Origin of the sequence: Hymenobacter sp. HDW8 (genome assembly GCF_011305775.1) — a bacterium.
Classification (GTDB): domain Bacteria; phylum Bacteroidota; class Bacteroidia; order Cytophagales; family Hymenobacteraceae; genus Hymenobacter; species Hymenobacter radiodurans.
In genome coordinates, this window is sequence record NZ_CP049907.1 from 1,711,793 (window position 1) to 1,731,809 (window position 20,017).

The 20,017-nt window shown below is 48.5% G+C and carries 14 protein-coding genes and 1 pseudogene; 7 read left to right on the forward strand and 8 right to left on the reverse strand.

All coding sequences use genetic code 11. The annotated features are described in order from the left end of the window. Positions 1-27: 27 nt before the first annotated feature. The 7 genes from G7064_RS07075 to G7064_RS07105 all read right to left on the reverse strand — a co-directional run bounded on the left by G7064_RS07075 (position 28) and on the right by G7064_RS07105 (position 9,831). The gene (locus G7064_RS07075; protein WP_166073041.1) at positions 28-1,095 is read right to left on the reverse strand and encodes a cytochrome c oxidase subunit II; all 1,068 of its coding nucleotides are present in this window, start codon (positions 1,093-1,095) and stop codon (positions 28-30) included. Positions 1,096-1,189: 94 nt separating this feature from the next. Then, the gene (locus tag G7064_RS07080; RefSeq protein ID WP_166073042.1) at positions 1,190-2,506 is read right to left on the reverse strand and encodes a quinol:cytochrome C oxidoreductase; all 1,317 of its coding nucleotides are present in this window, start codon (positions 2,504-2,506) and stop codon (positions 1,190-1,192) included. 5 nt (positions 2,507-2,511) lie between these two features. Continuing rightward, positions 2,512-3,237: a c-type cytochrome gene (locus G7064_RS07085; RefSeq protein WP_166073043.1), complete on the reverse strand. Its 726-nt coding sequence runs from the start codon at positions 3,235-3,237 to the stop codon at positions 2,512-2,514. Further along, a complete protein-coding gene (locus G7064_RS07090; RefSeq protein ID WP_133271969.1) occupies positions 3,237-3,764 on the reverse strand; it encodes a DUF3341 domain-containing protein in 528 nt (175 codons plus the stop codon). The genes G7064_RS07085 and G7064_RS07090 overlap by 1 nt, the downstream gene beginning before the upstream one ends. Beyond that, entirely contained in the window at positions 3,757-5,223 is a 1,467-nt protein-coding gene (gene nrfD, locus G7064_RS07095; RefSeq protein ID WP_240935795.1) for an NrfD/PsrC family molybdoenzyme membrane anchor subunit, read from the reverse strand. The genes G7064_RS07090 and nrfD overlap by 8 nt, the downstream gene beginning before the upstream one ends. A gap of 71 nt (positions 5,224-5,294) precedes the next feature. Beyond that, entirely contained in the window at positions 5,295-8,336 is a 3,042-nt protein-coding gene (locus tag G7064_RS07100) for a TAT-variant-translocated molybdopterin oxidoreductase (RefSeq protein WP_166073044.1), read from the reverse strand. A 145-nt stretch (positions 8,337-8,481) separates the two neighbouring features. Next, entirely contained in the window at positions 8,482-9,831 is a 1,350-nt protein-coding gene (locus tag G7064_RS07105; protein WP_166073045.1) for a c-type cytochrome, read from the reverse strand. A gap of 451 nt (positions 9,832-10,282) precedes the next feature. Here G7064_RS07105 and rpsF point away from each other — a divergent pair, with 451 nt between their 5' ends. The 6 genes and pseudogenes from rpsF to priA all read left to right on the forward strand — a co-directional run bounded on the left by rpsF (position 10,283) and on the right by priA (position 18,319). After that, positions 10,283-10,660, forward strand: coding sequence for a 30S ribosomal protein S6 (gene rpsF, locus G7064_RS07110; RefSeq protein ID WP_133271966.1), 378 nt, complete (start codon positions 10,283-10,285; stop codon positions 10,658-10,660). Positions 10,661-10,667: 7 nt separating this feature from the next. Beyond that, positions 10,668-10,919 (forward strand): 30S ribosomal protein S18, encoded by a 252-nt coding sequence (gene rpsR / locus G7064_RS07115; RefSeq protein WP_086593116.1) that lies wholly within the window; start codon positions 10,668-10,670, stop codon positions 10,917-10,919. Between the two features lie 109 nt (positions 10,920-11,028). Continuing rightward, on the forward strand, positions 11,029-11,472 hold the full coding sequence (rplI, locus tag G7064_RS07120) for a 50S ribosomal protein L9 (protein WP_166073046.1): 444 nt from the start codon (positions 11,029-11,031) through the stop codon (positions 11,470-11,472). Between the two features lie 222 nt (positions 11,473-11,694). Then, entirely contained in the window at positions 11,695-13,518 is a 1,824-nt protein-coding gene (locus G7064_RS07125) for a GSCFA domain-containing protein (protein ID WP_166073048.1), read from the forward strand. A 65-nt stretch (positions 13,519-13,583) separates the two neighbouring features. After that, positions 13,584-15,623 carry a thioredoxin domain-containing protein gene (locus tag G7064_RS07130; RefSeq protein WP_166073049.1) on the forward strand — a complete coding sequence of 680 codons (2,040 nt, stop codon included), beginning with the start codon at positions 13,584-13,586 and terminating at the stop codon, positions 15,621-15,623. 159 nt (positions 15,624-15,782) lie between these two features. After that, positions 15,783-18,319 (forward strand): annotated as a pseudogene (priA, locus tag G7064_RS07135) (primosomal protein N'). An 81-nt stretch (positions 18,320-18,400) separates the two neighbouring features. Here the strand turns inward: priA and G7064_RS07140 are convergent. Next, positions 18,401-19,003 (reverse strand): hypothetical protein, encoded by a 603-nt coding sequence (locus G7064_RS07140; protein ID WP_166073050.1) that lies wholly within the window; start codon positions 19,001-19,003, stop codon positions 18,401-18,403. Positions 19,004-19,229: 226 nt separating this feature from the next. Between G7064_RS07140 and G7064_RS07145 the strand changes: the two genes are divergently transcribed. Beyond that, positions 19,230-20,012: a class I SAM-dependent methyltransferase gene (locus tag G7064_RS07145; RefSeq protein WP_166073051.1), complete on the forward strand. Its 783-nt coding sequence runs from the start codon at positions 19,230-19,232 to the stop codon at positions 20,010-20,012. The last annotated feature ends 5 nt before the right edge of the window (positions 20,013-20,017 follow it).

The following is a 20,017-nucleotide window of genomic DNA, read 5'->3' on the forward strand; positions in this document are numbered from 1 at the left end:
ACAGTTGAGCGTGCGTTATAAGGTAAGTTAGAGCGAAGCTTTGTTAGCCGGAGTTAAGACAGCGGCCGCATCAGCATTCTTAGTTTTAACCAATTTGTCAGACTTCTGTTTGAAACTAGCCAAAACATCAGGGTTTTGTTCTGAAAACGATTTCTGTTGAGCAAACCAGGCTACGTAATCGTCCGGTTCATCTACAACTATTATTGCCTTCATAGCGAAGTGACCACGTCCGCAAATCTGGGAGCATGCTAACTCATAATTAAACTTTGGGTTACCTAACTGAGCGCGCATTTCGTCAGTAGTTTTAGTAGGCGTAAACCAGAACTTGGTTGGCATACCTGGCACAGCGTACATCTGAACCCTGAAGTTTGGCATGTAAACGCCATGTAGTACATCGCGTGAGCGAATCTTGAGCAATACGGGATGTCCTTTGGGTACATGGATTTCATTAACAGTGAAATCATCCATGGCATTATTGTCATTCAGATCAAATCCGAATTCGTTGGTAGCATCAATTAAGCGGTAGTTAACTACACCTAATTTTTGGTCGCGACCGGGATAACGAACCAGCCAGTTGAATTGCTTACCCATTACTTCCAAAACGATAGAGTCCTTCGGAGCTGGCCCTGTGATCTTGGTCCACTCTTTCCAGCCTGCAAACACCAAGCTTGCCATCACGATTGCTGGGATCAACGTCCAGATTATCTCAATCTTGTTGTTATGAGAAAAGAAGAAAGCTCTACGTCCATCCTTATGTTGATAACGATAAGAGAAGATGAACAGCATAAGATGGGTGAGAGCAAATGCTACACCCAAAATGATCATTGTAGTCCAGAACATATTCTCTACTGCGTATCCATGAATAGATGCAATAGGAGGATTCATCTTATCGTAGTTGTCGATGAATGACCAAGCGAATGCTCCTCCACCAACCACCATGAAGATGATCATAAGGATAGCATTGACTCGGTTGCTCATCCCGATTTCACGAGTCAAGCTACCAGAAAAGATGGAAGTAAGGATCTGGAGGCGGAACAACAAGCCGAACACGACCAGAAGTAGCACCAATACCAGCAGGATACCAAGAGCAATCATTATCTAGGGATAGATGTGAATACAGCGATTATGAGCATGTAGATAGCGTTACTAGCTAGTTAGAATGCTAGGCCACCCAATACTCAAATCAATTTTAGGTTGTATGATGCACGCTTTCGTCAAGAAAGGGATGATTCACGGGCACCAATGACGCCTGAGACAGACGCTTTGTAAACAACAACAGGAAAGAGCCCAAAAAGATCAGTGCAATACCAATCTCAATTACAAACCCACTTTCACCTTTCATGGTTGCAGGCATGATCATCAAATAGAAATCGAACCAGTGACCTATTAGAATAGCAATACACACAATTTTTAGCATGATCATCTGACGCTTAGCATCCCGTGTCATCATCACGAGAAATGGGAAAGCGAAATTGATGACCAAATTGAAATAGAAGATCCAAGTGTAATGACCATTAAAGCCTCCCAAGCGCTGATTAAAATAAACAGCCTCTTCAGGAAGGTTGGCATACCAGATCAACATGAACTGTGAGAACCAGATGTATGTCCAGAAAATACTGAAGCCAAACATGAACTTACCAAGATCGTGCAGATGGTTAGCATTTAAGAATCGTAGGTAGCCTGCTTGCTTAAGATAAATAGCAGTGAGGGTTACAGCTGCTAAGCCAGACACCCACCAGCTGGCGAATACATACCAACCAAACATCGTACTGAACCAGTGTACGTCAATTGACATAACCCAATCCCATGCCGCCATTGATGATGAAACAGCAAAAAGAACTAGGAAAAGGGCTCCTACATTGATGCTCTTATGAAAATACTCAGTTCCGCCGTTGAGATCTTCTTCAAGTGAAAGCTTTCTTAACTTTTCCGAGAAGAACCACCAGATCCCTAGGTAAATAACCATTCTAATAACGTAGAATGGCAGATTTAAGAAACCGCTTTTACCAGCAACTATCGCATCATAGTTTTCATGACCGGGAGTCATAATGCCATCATGGGTCCAGTGAAATAGATCATGGCGTCCTACGAAGAACACGATAAGCATGATTATAGCACCTGGCAGTAACCAAGCACTTAATGCCTCCGAAATACGCTTGACTAAGACTGACCAGCCAGCGTAAGCGACGTACTGTAGGGCCACGAAGAACGTACCAATTACAGCAATACCAATGAAGTAAACATTGCTATGCCAAAGACTTACAAGAATCCGCTTAACCCAAGTAGGGCTGCCTTCATGGTGTTCTGCAGAAGCTCCTGCTCCAGTGCCAACTTCATGACCAGCCGTAGCAGCATGCTCCTCTCCTATCCCCAAGGCAGCTAATACAGCCCCTATGATCAACAGGATAATTCCTACCGCTATTATTGTAATGAACTTTTTACGAGTGCTAGACGGAAGTTGTAAATGTTCAGTCGTAACACTGTCTTGATGCGTCAGAGTTGCCATAATTATTAGTTCGACGTTCCGTTTCTAGCCTCCGTACCACCTTGCCCTGGAGTCTCTGATGCTTTATCAGCCTGAGCTTCTTCTATTGGACTTTGATTAGCACGATCCGTCATTTCGGTTGAATCCTTGCTAACGTTTACTAGCTTAGCTAAGCCATCAGGGCCTTCACCTTGTTGTAGCACACGGACATACATAGCAATTTTCCAGCGCTCTTCTGGGTTTACGATAGATCCATGGGGCATCATGCGATTACGTCCCCATTGAATGACATGATAGATATGCCCGTCATTCATAGTTTTGTAAGCGCCTGCTGAGTAATCCGGAACGCCTTTAAACTTTATGCCTACAGGGCCTTGACCTTTTCCATCTTCCCCGTGGCAATGAGAGCAAACTCTGGTATATAGGGCCTTGCCCTCTTCTAAGTTAGCTTTTGAATAAGCGTAAGGATTGCGTAATGTGCGTTCTGCAATTCCTACACTATCCTTAGGGATATGAGTATAATAATCTAGTTTACCTAATGGAACAGTTCCTACTACTGGAACACGTTCGTTAGTACCCATCGGGTTAATTACATTAACATTTGTCTGCTTGAGCGCCTCATAAGGAATCGGCTCATACATTTCGGGGGCGTATTGAATAGCCGGAACATCAGCACGGTTGCAGCTTGTAGCTAATACAGCAGCAAAGAGCATTGTCGAACCCTGAAGACTTAATTTCAGCCAGTGCGTCATTATTTCTGGGTCATTTCTTTTTCGTTGACTTCTGTTGCACCGTTTTCACGAAGCAGTTGAGTTAGGCGGCTCAATTCAGAAGCATCATCTTTCAATTCGATGGCCATTACAAATTTATCATCAGTAGCACGCACATCCATTACTGGCACTTTCCAACGTGGGTATAGTTTGCTGATGGTGAAAAAGGTAATCACCATGCCATGAGCACAGAAGAGAACCGTCATTTCAAAGCTTACAGGAATGAATGCAGGTAAGGCTATATGAGGTTTGCCACCAATAATCATTGGCCAGTCGAAACCCAACATATAAATCTGCATCCAGAGGGCAAACGACAATCCCGTTAGACCAAAGAAAAAGGCTGCAATAGGTAAGCGTGAGCGCTCAATACCGAGAGCATCATCAATACCATGAACAGGGTAAGGCGAGAACACATCGTGGATCTTAACCCCAGCGGCGCGAATGTTCTCGATGGCGTGCAGTAGCACGTCCTCGTCGTCGAATATGCCGAGGGCGAAGCGCTTAGTCATGCTTATTATAATTTACGGGTGCTGAAGCTGGTAGAGCTGGAGCAACAGGTTGATGAGCTGGAGCTACTTGATGGCCGTGATTATGGTTACCGGTGTACGTTGGACCATTATCCACCCCATATTTCAGGATAGTCTTCACCTCAGCCATATTCACCACTGGGAAGAATTTAGCAAACAGTAAGAAGAGAGTGAAAAACAAGCCTAATGTGCCTACATATATTCCAATATCAACCCATGTTGGAGAGAACATTACCCAGCTAGAGGGCAAGTAATCACGGTGTAAGGAAGTAACGATAATTACGAAACGCTCGAACCACATACCGATGTTCACAATAATGGATAGAATGAACGTGGCCGGAATGCTATAGCGGATGCGACGAAACCATACCAATTGAGGTGTGATTACGTTGCATGTCATCATTGAGGCATATGCCCACCAATACGGCCCTGTAGCCCGGTTAATGAAGGCGTATTGCTCAAATTCCACTTGTGAGTACCAGGCAATAAAGAACTCTGTGATATAGGCAACACCTACAATAGAACCTGTGATCATCATGATTTTATTCATGAGAGCAATGTGTTCTATCGTAATGTAGTCCTCAAGCTTGAATACAACCCGCGTGATAAGCATTAGGGTTAATACCATTGCAAAGCCCGAGAAGATAGCTCCTGCAACAAAGTAAGGCGGGAAGATGGTAGTGTGCCAACCAGGTACGACGGAGGTAGCAAAGTCCATCGATACAATAGTGTGAACTGAAAGCACCAGAGGAGTTGCAACACCAGCCAATATCAGAGAAACCGTCTCATAACGTGACCAAGCTTTAGCCGATCCTTTCCAACCGAAGCTTAATAAAGCATATGCACGCTTAGCAATAGGTCCTTTTGCACGATCCCGAATGGTGGCAAAATCAGGAATAAGTCCGATGTACCAGAATACTAAGGAAACCGAGAAGTATGTGGAGATTGCAAATACGTCCCACAAAAGTGGGGAATTAAAGTTCACCCACAGTGAGCCAAACGTATTCTGGAACGGAAATACCCAATAGGCCAACCAAGGACGGCCCATGTGCAAAACCGGGAACATGGCAGCACATATTACAGCGAAGATAGTCATGGCTTCAGCTGCACGGTTAATTGAACTCCGCCATTTCTGACGGAACAACAGCAGTACCGCTGAGATCAAAGTGCCAGCATGACCAATACCCACCCACCATACGAAGTTGGTGATGTCCCAAGCCCAGCCAACCGTTTTGTTCAGGCCCCATTCTCCTATACCATACCATAAGGTCCGATATACAGAATAGAAAAAGATGCCTAGAAAAAAGAGCGCTACGCTCAGGGCTGCCATCCACCGGATGTTTGGCTTAGCTTCCACCTGGCGGCACACGTCTTCCGTGATGTCGTGGTAAGTTTTGCCCCCCGTTACGAGCGGCTCTCTTACTGGCGATACGTGCTGCATAATATTGAATGTAAAAAGTGGCGAGACAGGTTCTTATATCAGTGTTATAATATCTTGTCCCTTCGCTGTTTCTAAACTGTTAGCTTTTTGCTTGGCTCCACATTACGAATCTTAGTTAGATACGTGATGTTTGGCTGCACGTTTATAGCATCAAGTACATGGAAGCCACGCTCGCCATCTTCCCGACGCGTCACCTGCGAAACCCGAGAATTAGGGTCCCGTAGGTCACCAAAAATAATAGCTTGTGTTGGGCAAGATTGGGCGCAAGCCGTTACTACTTCACCATCTACTGGACGACGACGCTCTTTTTTGGCTTCCAGCTTAGCAAGTTGGATTCGCTGTACGCAGAAACTGCATTTCTCCATTACACCGCGTGCACGTACAGTTACGTCTGGGTTCAAGACCATACGGCCCAGGTCTGTGAACATATGTCCGTTCACAGCCTCAAACTTTTCATTTGTATAGTACGAAAACCAGTTAAAGCGCCGCACCTTGTAAGGGCAGTTATTAGCGCAATAGCGTGTACCCACACAACGATTGTAGGTCATTTGATTCAAGCCTTCACTGCTGTGAGTCGTAGCAAGTACTGGGCAAACAGTCTCACAAGGAGCGTGGTTGCAGTGCTGGCATAGCATTGGTTCGAAAATCACACTCGGATTTTCCGATGGATCTTCCATAGCTGCGTAAGTATCTAATTTACCCTTCTCAGCGAAATCTTCCTTTGTAGTATCGGAGCTGTAGTAGCGGTCGATACGTAACCAATGCATCTCACGACGATTGATTACTTCCTGCTTACCTACTACTGCTATGTTGTTTTCTACTTGACAACCAATCACGCATGAGCCACACCCGATGCAAGAGTTTAGGTCGATGACCATACCCCAGTGGTGGTTCTTGTACTCATAATCTTGCCACAGAGAAACCTTATTGGGTTTCTCTAGGCCATCAGGAGTGGCAATTTTATCGTATTCAGTTACTTCTTTCGGGTTCTTGATATAGTCAGCCAGCGTAGCTTCTTGAACTACTGGCTTACGGTCCATGACTGTATGGTGCGTCTGTGTTTGAGCTATCGGTGACTTTGCACCTGTCTTCTCTAAAGTAACAGTACCACCATACTGTAATGAATTATCGCGGACGGTTGCTAATGGGTAAGCGTTAGCTCCCACTTTGCTCCCCACTTTGCCAGCTAATTCACGGCCATATCCTACAGCGACACCAACGGTGCCCTTCGCTTGACCAGGTTGAATAAGAACAGGAAGTTCAATCGATATACCGTTAGCAGTAAGCTTAACCACATCACCCTGCTCCCACTCATTGGTCACAGCCATGTCTCGTGGCACGGACACATAATTACCCCAAGTGGCTTTCGATATTGGGTCAGGAAGTTCTTGTAGCCAAGGGTTATTAGCTTCGAAACCATTTCCAATACCCACTTTCTCGTAAAGCGAGAATTCAATACCTGAACCTTTGGGTGCGCGGCTTATAGAACTAATAGCTTGAGTAGCATCAATTGCAGCGGCACTTGGAGCAGCAGATGCAGGCATAAGTGTGCCACTAGCAACTCCATCATGAACGGCTTTATCCCAGCCTTGCTGAAAATTGCCCCCCAGAATACTCCGCCAGTTTGCACGCAAGAAATTGTAGTAACTCTGCGGATTATCAGCCCATGTCAGTAAACTATCTTGAGCTTGGCGAGTAGCAAACAATGGCGAAATCGTAGGCTGGGCCAAACTCAACGAGCCACGCTTGGGCTCATAGTCATTCCATGACTCTAAATAATGATGATCAGGAGCGGCATAGTAGCAAAGGGTTCCTGTTTCATCTAAGCGGTCATTCAAGGAAATGCTCAAAGGTACTTTGGCAATCCCTGACTTCACCTTCGCAGCTAATGGATGATCATAAACAGGATTAGCATGATAGAATATAACAGCACCGACACTGCCTGCATTCATCTCGTTTACAAGACGGAGCATGCGAGCATCATCTCCTTGGCGAACCATCGAAGGGTTAGCAGTATCTATTGCTGCACCTACATTACCTAACGACTGATTAATAGCTGCAACAAGCGTTTGGATAGCTAGATCATTAGAGCCAGCTACTACTAAGCTACGTCCTCTGTTGGCTTTTAATTCGGCTGCAGCCTTCTTTAATTGTGCATTGTTATACGTAGAAGCAGCACCGCCACCAACCACCTCATTATACAATGCTAATGTAGCCTGCCCCATTTCTGAAGGCTTGAGTGGCACACGTACATCAGCGTTGGAGCCAGTTAGAGAAAGATTGGTCTCAAACTGGAAATGACGCGACATTGTTTTTTTGTCGCTCGACACTTTGCGATTGGTGATATACTGGTGAGCATGCTCCACTGGCGATATCCAAGTACCTAGGAAATCGGCCCCTAAGCTCACAATCACATTGGCCTTGCTAAAATCGAAAGACGGTAATACACCTCCGTTCGCTTGAATTAACGCCGACTGCGATTGAGCGTCGTACATCACATGCTCCGTGGTAGGATAGCGCGAAGCAAATTCAGCAATAGCTCTTTTAGTAGAAGGGCTAATGATGGTTGGTGATACGATAGCAATTTTGCCCCGTGTAGCAGCAAGCTTACTGCGGATCTCTTGGTCAACACGATCCTTATCGGCTTGCTGGCCTTTGATTGCGAAATGCTGTAATCGTGCGCTGTCGTAAAGGCTCAAAACAGAAGCCTGAGCCCGTGCTGACAGGCCACCGCGCGTGATTGGCGACTCTGGATTGCCTTCTAACTTTATTGGCCGTCCTTCACGGGTCTTTACTAAGACGCTATTATAGTCCGAACCATTAAAATAAGTTGAAGCATAAAAGTTGGCAATACCTGGATCAACCTCTTCTGGTTTGTTTAGGTAAGGAATTGCCTTATGAATGGGAGCCTCACAGCTAGCTAAAGTAGCAGCAGCTAAGCTGAAGCCCATTAGCTTCAAGAAGTCACGACGGGGGGAAACAGTAGCGTCAGTAGAGCTATTTTTTTCGCTCACCGGCAGGAAATCGGCGAATTCGCTGAAAGCATTCTTTGCAAACTCTGGTGAGTTCTCTAGCTCTTCGATTCCTTTCCAGTATTTAGGCGACTCTTGCATTTTGTTTGACTTATATTCTTAGAGATCCAAAAGCATGAGAGCAGCTCAGCTTCGACCTATAAGTAAGACGTATTATTTTAAGGTTCTGAGTTTAAAGACTTAAATGCTATCAGTAAACGTAGTAGCGCTTAAGCTATGCAATAACTCAATAATGGCATTTAGAGCACTCGGTACCACCATTCGACGAAACAGTGAATGCAGCACCCTGATTGGCAGCATCATGTAGTTTCACGAGGTTGTCGTAGTAGCCGTTGCCTTTAGTATTAAGGGGTTGCTCACGGTGGCAGTTAATGCACCAGCCCATGGTCAGGGGCGAATATTGGTACACCACTTCCATATTCTGGATAGGACCGTGGCAAGTCTGGCATTCAATCCCACCTACTTGTGTGTGCTGAGAGTGATTGAAATATGCCAAATCTGGCAGATTGTGCACTCGTACCCACTGGATAGGCTGCTTGCGCTCGATGGCACGATAAATCTTCTTGATTTCAGGCGATTCTGTTTTAATCTGCGAGTGGCAGTTCATACAGATGTTAGCCGAAGGAATATTCGCGCTCTTGCTTTTATATACGCTCGTGTGGCAATAGGCACAGTTAATCTGGTTCTCGCCAGCGTGTAGTTTATGCGAGAAAGCAATAGGTTGGGTTGGCTGATAGCCCTGATCCAAACCAATGGCCATTACACCTTGAACCGACTCATATAGAACTACAAGTACAAATAGACCCACAGCTAAACCGCGTACGAGATTGGACTTGTATATTTTGCTGAAGTCAAATTTTTGATCAAGTAACTCTACGTCGCGGCCATCCAGGTCTTTGCGGCCTTTCAGTACATCGCCCATGATATTGGCGATAATAACCAGTGTTACGACCAATACTATTAGGACTACTACTAGTACGATTAAGAGTAGATCAACATATTGACCCGCCCCAGTACTAGCGTCAGCACCTGCCCCTCCAGTATCCTGACCATCAGCTTGGCCAGCATTTCCGGCAGTAGCACCACCTGCGGTAACTTGAGAAGGCTTCTCGCTCTCAGCGGCGATATAAGATATGATAGAGGTAATTTCAGCATCAGTAAGCGCGAAGCTGGGCATCTGTTGCTTCTGGTACTGATTAAAGATCTTAACCGCGTATTCATCGCCGCTGGCTACCATCTTACTGGAATTCTTAATCCAGGGAATCAGCCAAGAGATTGGGCGGCGCTTATGCACATCCTTCAGTGCGGGACCTACCACCACTTCATTTATGGCGTGACATTGGGCGCAGTTACCTTTATATAAGGCATCACCAGCGGCGATTGCGGCGGCGTCGCCGGTAGTAGCGCCTGCGGCGGCAGCGGGCGCAGCCTGAGCTGCAGCCCCGGGAGCTACTCCTTCTTTACTCACGGCCGGGGCGGCGCCAACGTCTTGTGCCGAGGCACGGCCGACGGAGGCAAACGTCAGAAACAGAGCAAGAAAGAAATGAGGAAGGGTACGAAGTCGGATGCTATCCATAGCACAAATTCACTGGGGAAAAGAAACGCAGGGGTGCCTTAAGGCCACAAATGTAGGTCGGGAAACGCAGGAAACAAAAGCGTCACTTCTAATTTTTGGGAAAGGAAAACACAGCAAAACCCATCAAAAACCCACTTCACAACACCTTGACACCGAATAAGGTGTTGTAGCTCAACCAGCCAGACATACGTCCAATATACTAGCACTCTTGGCAATTATCGTAGCCAGTTAGTACTCCAACTACTGTTTTCAGTGAAAGGTTTTACTTAGTTTATGGTAAGTAATGTTTTAGCAAAAATTAGTGCTTCCTTCTTCTATATAGTTGTTTGGCAGGAAGTTGATTTTACACTTTGGAGGAAAAATAAGCATGTCGCTTGATACAGATATCCTCTAATTTAGCTACCTTTGCCCCCTAATTTAGTTTTTCACTTAAATTTTTTCATCCCGTCTAATGGAAGTAAGAAATTACGAGACGGTCTTTCTCCTGACGCCCGTTCTGAACGAAGGTCAGGTGCAAGAGACGATCGAGAAGTTCTCGCAGGTGCTTAAGGAAAATGGCGCCGACATTATCAACACTGAAAACTGGGGCCTCAAAAAGCTTGCTTACCCAATTCAGAAGAAATCAACTGGGTATTATCACTTGGTAGAATTCTCTGGCTCAGGTAACATAGTGGACCAGCTGGAGCTAGCATTTCGCCGCGACGAGCGTGTGATTCGTTTTTTGACTACGGTGCTAGACAAGCATGCAGTAGCGTATAACGAGCGCCGCCGCAACGGAGAAATGAATCAGCAGAAAGCCCAGAAACAATCGGAAGCAGTTGCCCAATAATAAGAAGATGAGCCTCGCCAACGAAAAGATCCACAAGCAGGATACCCGCAAAAAGTACTGCCGCTTCAAGAAGAACGGTATTAAGTACGTGGACTACAAAGACCCGAACTTCCTATTGAAGTTCGTAAATGAGCAGGGCCGCGTGCTGCCCCGCCGCATCACAGGCACTAGCCTGAAATTCCAGCGCAAAGTGGCTCAGGCCGTGGCGAAAGCCCGTCACCTAGCTCTTATGCCCTACGTAACCGACTCTTTGAAATAGATTGTAGACCTGAGAAGGGCAGAAATGAGAGACTAGAATTCCTGCTGAGGCCTAGCAGCAGCAGGACAATCTGACTTTATTTTCTTCTTTCTCACTTCTTATACAGACAATGGAAGTAATTCTGAAAGACGACGTAAAGAATCTGGGCTACAAGAACGACATCGTGACGGTAAAGCCTGGATATGGTCGCAACTTCCTGCTCCCGCAGGGATTGGCTATTCTAGCCGACAAGACTAACAAGAAGATTGTAGCTGAGAACGTACGCCAAGCGGCGCACAAGGCTGAAAAGATCAAAACCGAAGCTCAAAGCGTAGCTAACCAAATTGGTGAAGTGGCTTTCGACATTCGCGCCAAAGTAGGTGAGAGCGGTAAAATCTTCGGTCGCGTGACTACACTTCAGCTTGCTGAGGCGTTGAAAGCCAAAGGCATCGACGTGGATCGCAAGCGTATTTCTTTTGATCAGGAGCCGACAGCAGTTGGTGAGTACACTGCTACTGTCAACCTGCACAAAGAAGTAAAGCATCAGATTCGCTTCAATGTTGTAGCTGAGTAAGCTGCTTCGCATTAAGAAAAAAGCCCCCAGCACTGTGTTGGGGGGCTTTTTTCTTACTACTTATCACCCCTTACGTCAAAGGGTGTACTATTTTGAATGCCATATGCATTGCCTAACTAAAGGGCTGGCACTGGCTAAGTGGCAAGCTGCTGTTTTGGCTAAAAGAGGAGAGTTGAGTAGGTTGCTTACCCATTGACCTATTTCTGGTCATTTATTATTCTGATGTTTCGTACTGAAATACCGCTCACGCCTAATCCTTCCCCCTTATCGCTCGCGGCTCGCGTGCTGACCATAGGTTCCTGCTTTTCAGATGTACTGGGGAATCGCCTGAATAACTACAAAGTACAGTCGCTTACTAACCCATTTGGTACAGTCTTTAATCCGCTGTCGGCCTGCAAACTGTTACGGGCCGCGGCTGGGGAAGATACGGATTGGCAACAGCACTTGGTACCTGCACGGGGCCGCTGGCAGAGCTACGACCTGCATGCTACAATAGGCTCAGACTCCCCTGTGGAGCTACTACAGCATATTCAAGAGCTATTACAGCGTACTGGCCAGTTTCTCGAAACGGCCGATGTAGTTGTTTTAACCCTAGGAACAGCTTACGCTTATCGGTTGCGTGAAACACAAGAAATAGTGAGCAATTGCCATAAGGTAGCTGCTGACCAATTCGAGAAAGAGCTTCTTACTCCCGACGAGATTATTAATGCCATAGCTGAGACGCATGCTTTGTTGCGCCGCCGCAATCCAAAATTGCGCTTCGTACTAACGGTTAGTCCCGTACGGCATATAAAGGACACGCTGCCACTGAATGCAGTCAGCAAATCGATATTGCGGGTAGCTTGTCACTATCTGAGCGAACTGTTGCCTGATGTGACTTATTTTCCAGCGTATGAGCTGCTAACGGATGATTTGCGAGATTATCGGTTCTATGCCGCTGACATGATTCACCCTTCAGCGGTGGCGGAAGAGTATATCTGGGAGCATTTCTCGCGCGAATATTTCGATAGCAACTTTGGGCGCTTCCAGAAGGAATGGGATGCAGTGCGCCAGGCAATGGCTCATCGGCCGTTGTACCCGGCCGCTCCTGAGCACCGCCAATTCTTGGAGGCAACGCTCGCTCGACTACAGCGACTTAGCAACCAAGTAGATGTACGGCCCGAGATTCGGGAGGTGCAGAAACAGATTCACTCACTTCCAGCACCACTTAAGCCTCGTCCGGCTCCCGTACCGGAGGCTGATGAAGAAGAGCGCATTGACATAGGAGAGACTGAAAATGCCCCCCAGCTGGCAAATGCTCCTGCTCGGGCAGATGCTCCAGCTGCTTCCTACTCCCCTGCTGCCCTAGCTCCAACCCAGGAGGAAGCACTCAGTGAGGAACCATTACTTGAGACAACAGAAGCCACCCCATTCAAGAAAAAACGTCGGTCGCGGGGTGGCGCTAAGCGCAGCGGCCGTAAAAAGGCTGCTCAGTTGGCAGCGGCACTGGCTGGCGCAGCGAATGATGAAATCCTGGGTGCTGATAACTCTTCACAGCAACCGGATATAGCGGAAGCTGCTGCAGAAAGCTCCTCCAGCTCACCAACTAATACCGAGTATACGGACACAACAGTTGAGGTATCTCTTCAGGGCGATACTGGGGAAGAATTACCATTCGGTGAGATACGTGAGGCGGAAACACCCGCTGCTGATACGCCTACGCCTGTATCAGCGCGCCCTAAGCGGCGAACAGCAGCCCAGGTGAAAGCTGCCAAAACCTCTCGCAAACCCACTAAAACGGTAACAGCAAAAGCGGAAAGCAAGCCAAGAACTGCTCGTCCGGCCCGACGTAAGCCGTCTGTTACGCTTGCGCCACCTACCGCAGAGCAGCCAACACTCATTACGTCCACAGCTGACTCGTCGGCACTAGAAGTTCCAAAAGCACCAGCATTGGAAACGCCTACTACAACGGAGAGGAAACCTGCTAAAGCACCACAGAAGCGCCGTGCAAGGCCTCCGCGCAAAAAGCCAACAACATCGGCTGACCAATCAACTTCTGAAACGTAAAATGAAACCCGGCTACAATAGCCGGGTTTCTTCATTAGAGAGCATCATATTTTGCCTTATCAAATATGTCTAGTTCCCAAACGCCCGCTTATACTAATCTTCTTAGCCGCGAAACTAGCCCCTATTTGCTGCAGCACGCGCATAATCCGGTAAACTGGTATCCGTGGGGTGAGGAGGCATTGCAAAAGGCTAAAGCCGAGCAGAAACCGATACTAGTAAGCATAGGCTATGCAGCCTGCCATTGGTGCCACGTAATGGAGCGTGAATCGTTTGAAAACGAGCGCGTAGCAGAGCTGATGAATGAGTATTTCGTGTGTATTAAAGTAGACCGGGAAGAGCGGCCCGACGTGGACCAGGTATATATGGATGCCGTGCATGCGATGGGTGTGCAAGGTGGGTGGCCGCTCAATGTGTTTTTGAATCCTGATGCAAAGCCATTTTATGGCGGCACCTATTTCCCACCGCGTAACTGGACCCAGTTGCTTACCAGTATAGGTCAAGCGTATCAGGGAGAGCATCGGGCAGAATTGGATGAATCAGCCGAGCAGTTTGCCAACATTTTGCAGGTCAGCGACCTGGCCAAGTATAGCTTGCGACCTACAGCAGCCGCGGTTTCGGACGAGCAATTTGAGTTGCTAGTAGACAACCTGGGGGGCAAATTTGACCGCGAATGGGGTGGTATGAACCGGGCACCGAAGTTTCCGATGCCTAGTATCTGGCGCCTCCTGTTACGGGCCCATCATCTGATAGGGGGTCAAAGTATATTCGATCAAATCAATCGAACCTTGCGTGAAATGGCGTGGGGCGGTATTTATGATCAGGTAGGCGGCGGGTTTTCTCGCTATTCCGTTGATGAGGAGTGGCTAGTGCCCCACTTTGAGAAAATGCTATATGATAATGGGCAGCTTGTAAGTCTGTATGCCGAGGCATACCTGGTGACCAAAGACGAATTATACCGTAAGGTGGTGTACGATACAGTCGAGTTTGTACAGCGTGAGCTAACGAGCCCGGAGGGAGGTTTCTACTCTTCCCTGGATGCTGATAGCGAGGGCGTGGAAGGCAAGTTCTATGTATTCACCAAAGATGAATTGCGCGACATTTTGGGCGATGAAGAGCTGCTATTTTCTGCCTATTACAACTGTACAGCGACCGGCAATTGGGAGCATGGCCAGAATATTCTGCACCGCCGCCAATCGAATGAAGATTTTGCGTTAGCCCACGAAATTGCCCCCCAGGTGCTCGCGGAGCTAGTGAAAGGCTGGAAAAAGAAGATAATGGCAGCGCGCGCAAAACGTGTCCGCCCGGGGACGGATGACAAAATCCTGACGGGCTGGAATGCGCTTATGCTTAACGGACTCATTGATGCATACCGCGCTTTTGGCGACAACGATTTTCTGGATTTAGCCTTAAGCAATGCCCATTTCATCCAATCGAAGCTGCGGAATGGATCGGGCTTATGGCGTAATTATAAGGCTGGCCGAGCTACTATTGTAGGCTTTCTGGAAGATTACGCCTTGGTTATTCAAGCATATATCAATCTGTACGAAGCCACTTTTGACGTGCAATGGCTGCGCGAGGCGGAGACATTAACCGGCTACGTACAGGAGAATTTCTTTGACTCAGAAGAGCATTTATTTTTCTACACAGATGCCAATGGTGAGGCTCTAATTGCTCGCAAAAAGGAGCTATTTGATAATGTAATTCCTGCGTCGAACTCAATTATGGCGCATAACCTACACCGGCTGGGCCTGCACTTAGAAAAAGCCCCCCAAAGCGAGTTGGCCACAACTATGCTTGCGCAAGTGCAGGATTTACTAATAAAAGAGCCCCAACACCTCACCAATTGGGCATGTTTATATGCTGCCTCCCTACGGCCAGCGGCCGAAATTGCCATCGTTGGCCCGAAGGCGGAAGCTATCCGAAAAGAGCTAAGTCAGCACTTTTTGCCCAATGCGGTGTTAGCTGGTAGCCCCACTCCTACCGATGAGCTTCCATTGTTGCAGCACCGGACGGCGCTTGACGGTCAAACTACTCTTTATGTATGTTTTAACCGGGCCTGTCAACAGCCGGTTCACACTGTGGCTGAGGCATTAGCGCAGTTGTAGCCAAGGATAGCAGCTAGTGCTTTAGGGTATTTTCCTCCGGTGGTTGTTCTTTAAAAGAAGCAGGCTTGCTCCCTCATTCTTACGAATAGAAGGGAGCAAGCGCGTGTCCGCGCCGCATCTCCTGTTATCTTTACCTTCCGACTTTGCCTATTCTTTCCGTTGAGCCTCACCTTTGATTTTGTTTCGCCGGAGCCGGCGGCTACCGACCGCGTCACGCTGTTTGCCGACGTGATTCTGCCCCTGCCCCTGCCCAAGCTGTACACCTACCGCGTGCCCTACGAGATGAACGACGAAGTCGTGATCGGGGGCGGGTAATTGTGCAGTTTGGAGCCAAAAAAACGCTTAGCTGCATTGTAGCCGCCGTACACGAAACCCCGCCGGCTCAGTACCAAGCCAAATACATTCTCGAATTCATCGACGACGCACCCGTCGTGACGCAGCCGCAGCTAAAGCTATTTCGCTGGATGGCTGACTATTATATGTGCACGCTGGGCGAAGTCATCAACGCGGCCTTACCTTCTGCGCTTAAGCTCAGCTCCGAGTCGCGCATTCAGCTACACCCAGCGTATATCGCCGATGGCAGCCCATACCCTATCTCCGAGCAGGAGCAGCAGATTCTGACAGCGCTGAGCACCGAAGACGGCAAGTCGATGACGTTTACTGAAGTGGGTGAGCTACTCGGCAATAGCAATTTCCATAAGGTGATTAAGTCTCTGATGCAGAAGGATATTATCTTTCTGTTTGAGCACCTAGCCGATAAATACTCCCCGAAAGTGGTGAAGAAGGTTCGGCTGGCGCATCACTTTATTGAGGAAAGCGCTTTAGAAGCACTATTTGGCCAACTGGCCGGCCGGCCCAAGCAGCTCGACGTGCTCATGCGCTATTTGCAGCGCGTACCAGTGTACCAAAATATTCACGCCAACCATCGAGGGCTGGAGAAGAATGCCCTGACCAGCAGTCCGCACCTCTCGCCTTCGGCGGTGAACACGCTTATTAAAAACGGTGTACTGGAGCAGTTCGACGTGATTGTGTCACGCTTTCCGCTGGATGATGAGCCTGAAGCTAAGCTTCATTTTACGCTGAGTGAAGCTCAAACAACTGCTCGCGACGAGGTATTAACCCAATTCAGCCAGCGCGACATCGTGCTTCTACACGGCGTAACAGGGGCAGGCAAAACGGAGATCTACATCGACCTTATCCGCAACGCCTTAGATGGCGGTGGGCAAGTGCTTTATCTACTACCCGAAATTGCCCTTACTGCCCAGATAGTGACCCGTCTGATGCGTGTATTTGGGACGCGCTTGGGCGTGTATCACTCTAAATTCTCGGATAACGAGCGGGTGGAAGTGTGGAATGGGGTGCTTTCGGGGCGGTTTCAGGTGGTGGTGGGCGTGCGCTCAGCGGTATTCTTGCCGTTCGATAACTTGGCGCTCATTATCGTGGACGAGGAGCACGAGTCGAGCTACAAGCAGTACGAGCCGGCCCCGCGTTACAACGCCCGCGAAGTGGCTCTGATGATGGCCAACTTTCAGGGGGCAAAAACGCTACTGGGTTCTGCCACGCCGGCCGTCGAAACGTATTACCAGACGCGAGCCGGCCGCTGGGGCTTGGTGCAGCTCACCAAGCGCTTCGGCGAAGCTGGTTTACCTGAAATAGAGCTGGTGGATACGCGCAAGCAGCGCGAGGCGAAGAAGATGCACAACCACTTCACGCCCGAACTGCTCAGTGAAATTGAGCGCAAGCTGGGCTTGAAAGAACAGGTAATTCTGTTTCAGAACCGCCGCGGCTACTCCCCATTCATCAACTGCCTCGACTGCGGCTGGATTCCGAAGTGTAAGAACTGCGCTGTGAGCCTAAGCTACCACAAGCACAGCCACGAGCTACGCTGCCATTATTGCGGCTACAATGACCGCATGCCCGTAGAATGCCCCGCGTGCGGATCTCGCGCTCTTAAAACTGTAGGTTTCGGCACCGAAAAAATAGAGGACGACCTCAAAATCATGCTGCCGGCCGCAAACGTGCAGCGCATGGACCTGGACACGACGCGCGCCAAGAACTCCTATCAGCAAATCATTGCGGACTTTGAGAACCAAGTAACGAACGTGCTGGTGGGCACTCAGATGGTAACTAAGGGTCTGGACTTCGCTAACGTGAGTCTGGTGGGCATTATCAATGCCGACAGCATAATTCACTACCCCGATTTTCGGGCGCACGAGCGGGCATTCCAGATGTTTGTGCAGGTGAGCGGCCGGGCCGGGCGCAAGGGCAAAAAGGGCAAAGTCATTATTCAGACCGCCGACCCAACGCAGGTTATTTTCGACAAAGTAATCCGCAACGACTACCTCGAATTTTACGAGTACGAAATCGGGCAGCGCCGCGAGTACGGCTTTCCGCCGTTCATGCGTGTAATTCGGCTTACGGTGAAGCACGTAGATCAACTGCTGGCAGAACAAGCGGCCATTCTCCTCACCCAAGAGTTGGTTGAAAGGTTAGGCCGGGAAGCTGTTTTGGGGCCTGAAGCGCCCTATATTTTCCGTATTCGCAACTTCTATTTACAGGAAATCACGGTAAAGATTGACCGCGAACACACCGTATTAAAGCAAGCTAAGGCGGATGTTTTGGCAGCTATACACGTGGTGAAAGACCAAAAGGAATTTAAGCAGGCCCGCATCGTAGCCGACGTGGACCCAATGTAGTTTCGATTGCTTCAATCACAAAAAAGCCCCCCAGAATCTTTTTGGGGGCTTTTTTGTGATTGAAGCAATACTGCAATTGGCTTACAACGAATCGAGCAAGCCAAGGATGATCAAGACAATACCAATGATGGAGATGATACCTCCCAACACGCCAAAAATGCCGCTGATACCAGTGAATAATGACACTAGCAGACCAACCAGCAACAGAATGAGACCATTCCGGATGTTACTATTGAGCGCCGTCGTATCATCGGCAGAAGCTACTTCCGAACGTTGCTTGAAAGCCATCTTACCGGCCATTTTATCAGCTTTAGCAACAACTTTTTGCACAAGGGCTTTCTGCATCAGGTTCAGCTTGGGAGCTACGGCAGCCTTTGCGGGCGCAACAGCTACTACCTGAGTAGCAGGAGCTTCTGTTGTGGCTACAGCGGCGGCAGGTGCTTCAACTGGGCGAGCAATAGCTACTTCTTCTGAAACTGCTGCGGGGGCTTCGGCAACGGGAGCAGCTTCGGTTACGGCAACAGTCTCCGTGGCCGGGGCTACCGTTACGGCGCGCTGTGCAGTGCCATGATACGATGTTGTTTTGGGCAGCATAGCGTATTCGGCGCGATTACAGCTGCTCAAAGCGGCGGTTACGGCTACAACCATCGTTAGCTTGTGCCAGAGTCCGGATAAGTGTTTCATAGAGCGTGAAATGTGGTTAAAAGAAACAGAAACGATGTTTTGTACGGACCAAAGGTAGAAAGGGGTGGATAAAATCGTCGTTTTGAATATATTTTTTCTGAATTAGCCGACGTTATACTATTTAGTTACCCGTGTAGCGGAGCATCAATATGCGGTCGAAGTCATTTTCCGAACGCTTCGGGCCTATTGGCTGTTAGCTCATCCGTAGCATCCCTGTTTGTTTTCTATGCATATCGTTTCGCTGTTTTTTTCGTGGGTTGTATTGCCAGCCGCGCTGCTAATTCAGACCACTTCCTGCACGCAGCCTCCCACCGAAAGCCGTTTCCCGCTCGAAACGGAGCAGCGCCTCAGTGTTTCGCGCGACACCAGCGGCTACCAAATAAAGCCCCCCACCGATCCTAACGGCATCGGCAAGTATTATATGGGTCGCCAAATTGCGCACGTAATGGGCCATGAGGGCGCGGGCTGGCTGGAGCGCGATGATCGGCGGCAAGAAGAAGGCACCGACATTTTGTTGCGCGAGCTCAAGCTGAAGCCCACCGATGTAGTGGCCGACATCGGGGCGGGCACGGGTTATTTCACCTTTCAGATGAGCCAGTTGGTGCCACAGGGCAAAGTACTCGCCGTTGATATTCAACCTGAGATGATTGCTTACCTGAAGGAAAATAAGGCCCGCAACAAAGTGTCGAACGTGGAGCCCGTGCTAGGCACGAAGCAAAACCCCAATTTGCCGCCCAATAGCGTTGATTTGGTGCTCATCGTGGATGCTTACCACGAATTTGACCACCCACGCGAAATGATGACGGCTATTCGGAAGAGCCTCACGCCTACCGGGCGGCTGGCGCTGGTAGAGTATCGCGCCGAAGACGTGAATGTGCCCATCAAGCGTATTCACAAAATGAGTGTAGAACAGGCGCGCAAAGAAATGGCGGCTGTGGGGCTTGAGTTTATTGAAAGTGTAGAAAGCCTGCCCCAGCAGCATATGATGTTTTTCCAACGAGCCGATTAGCTTGT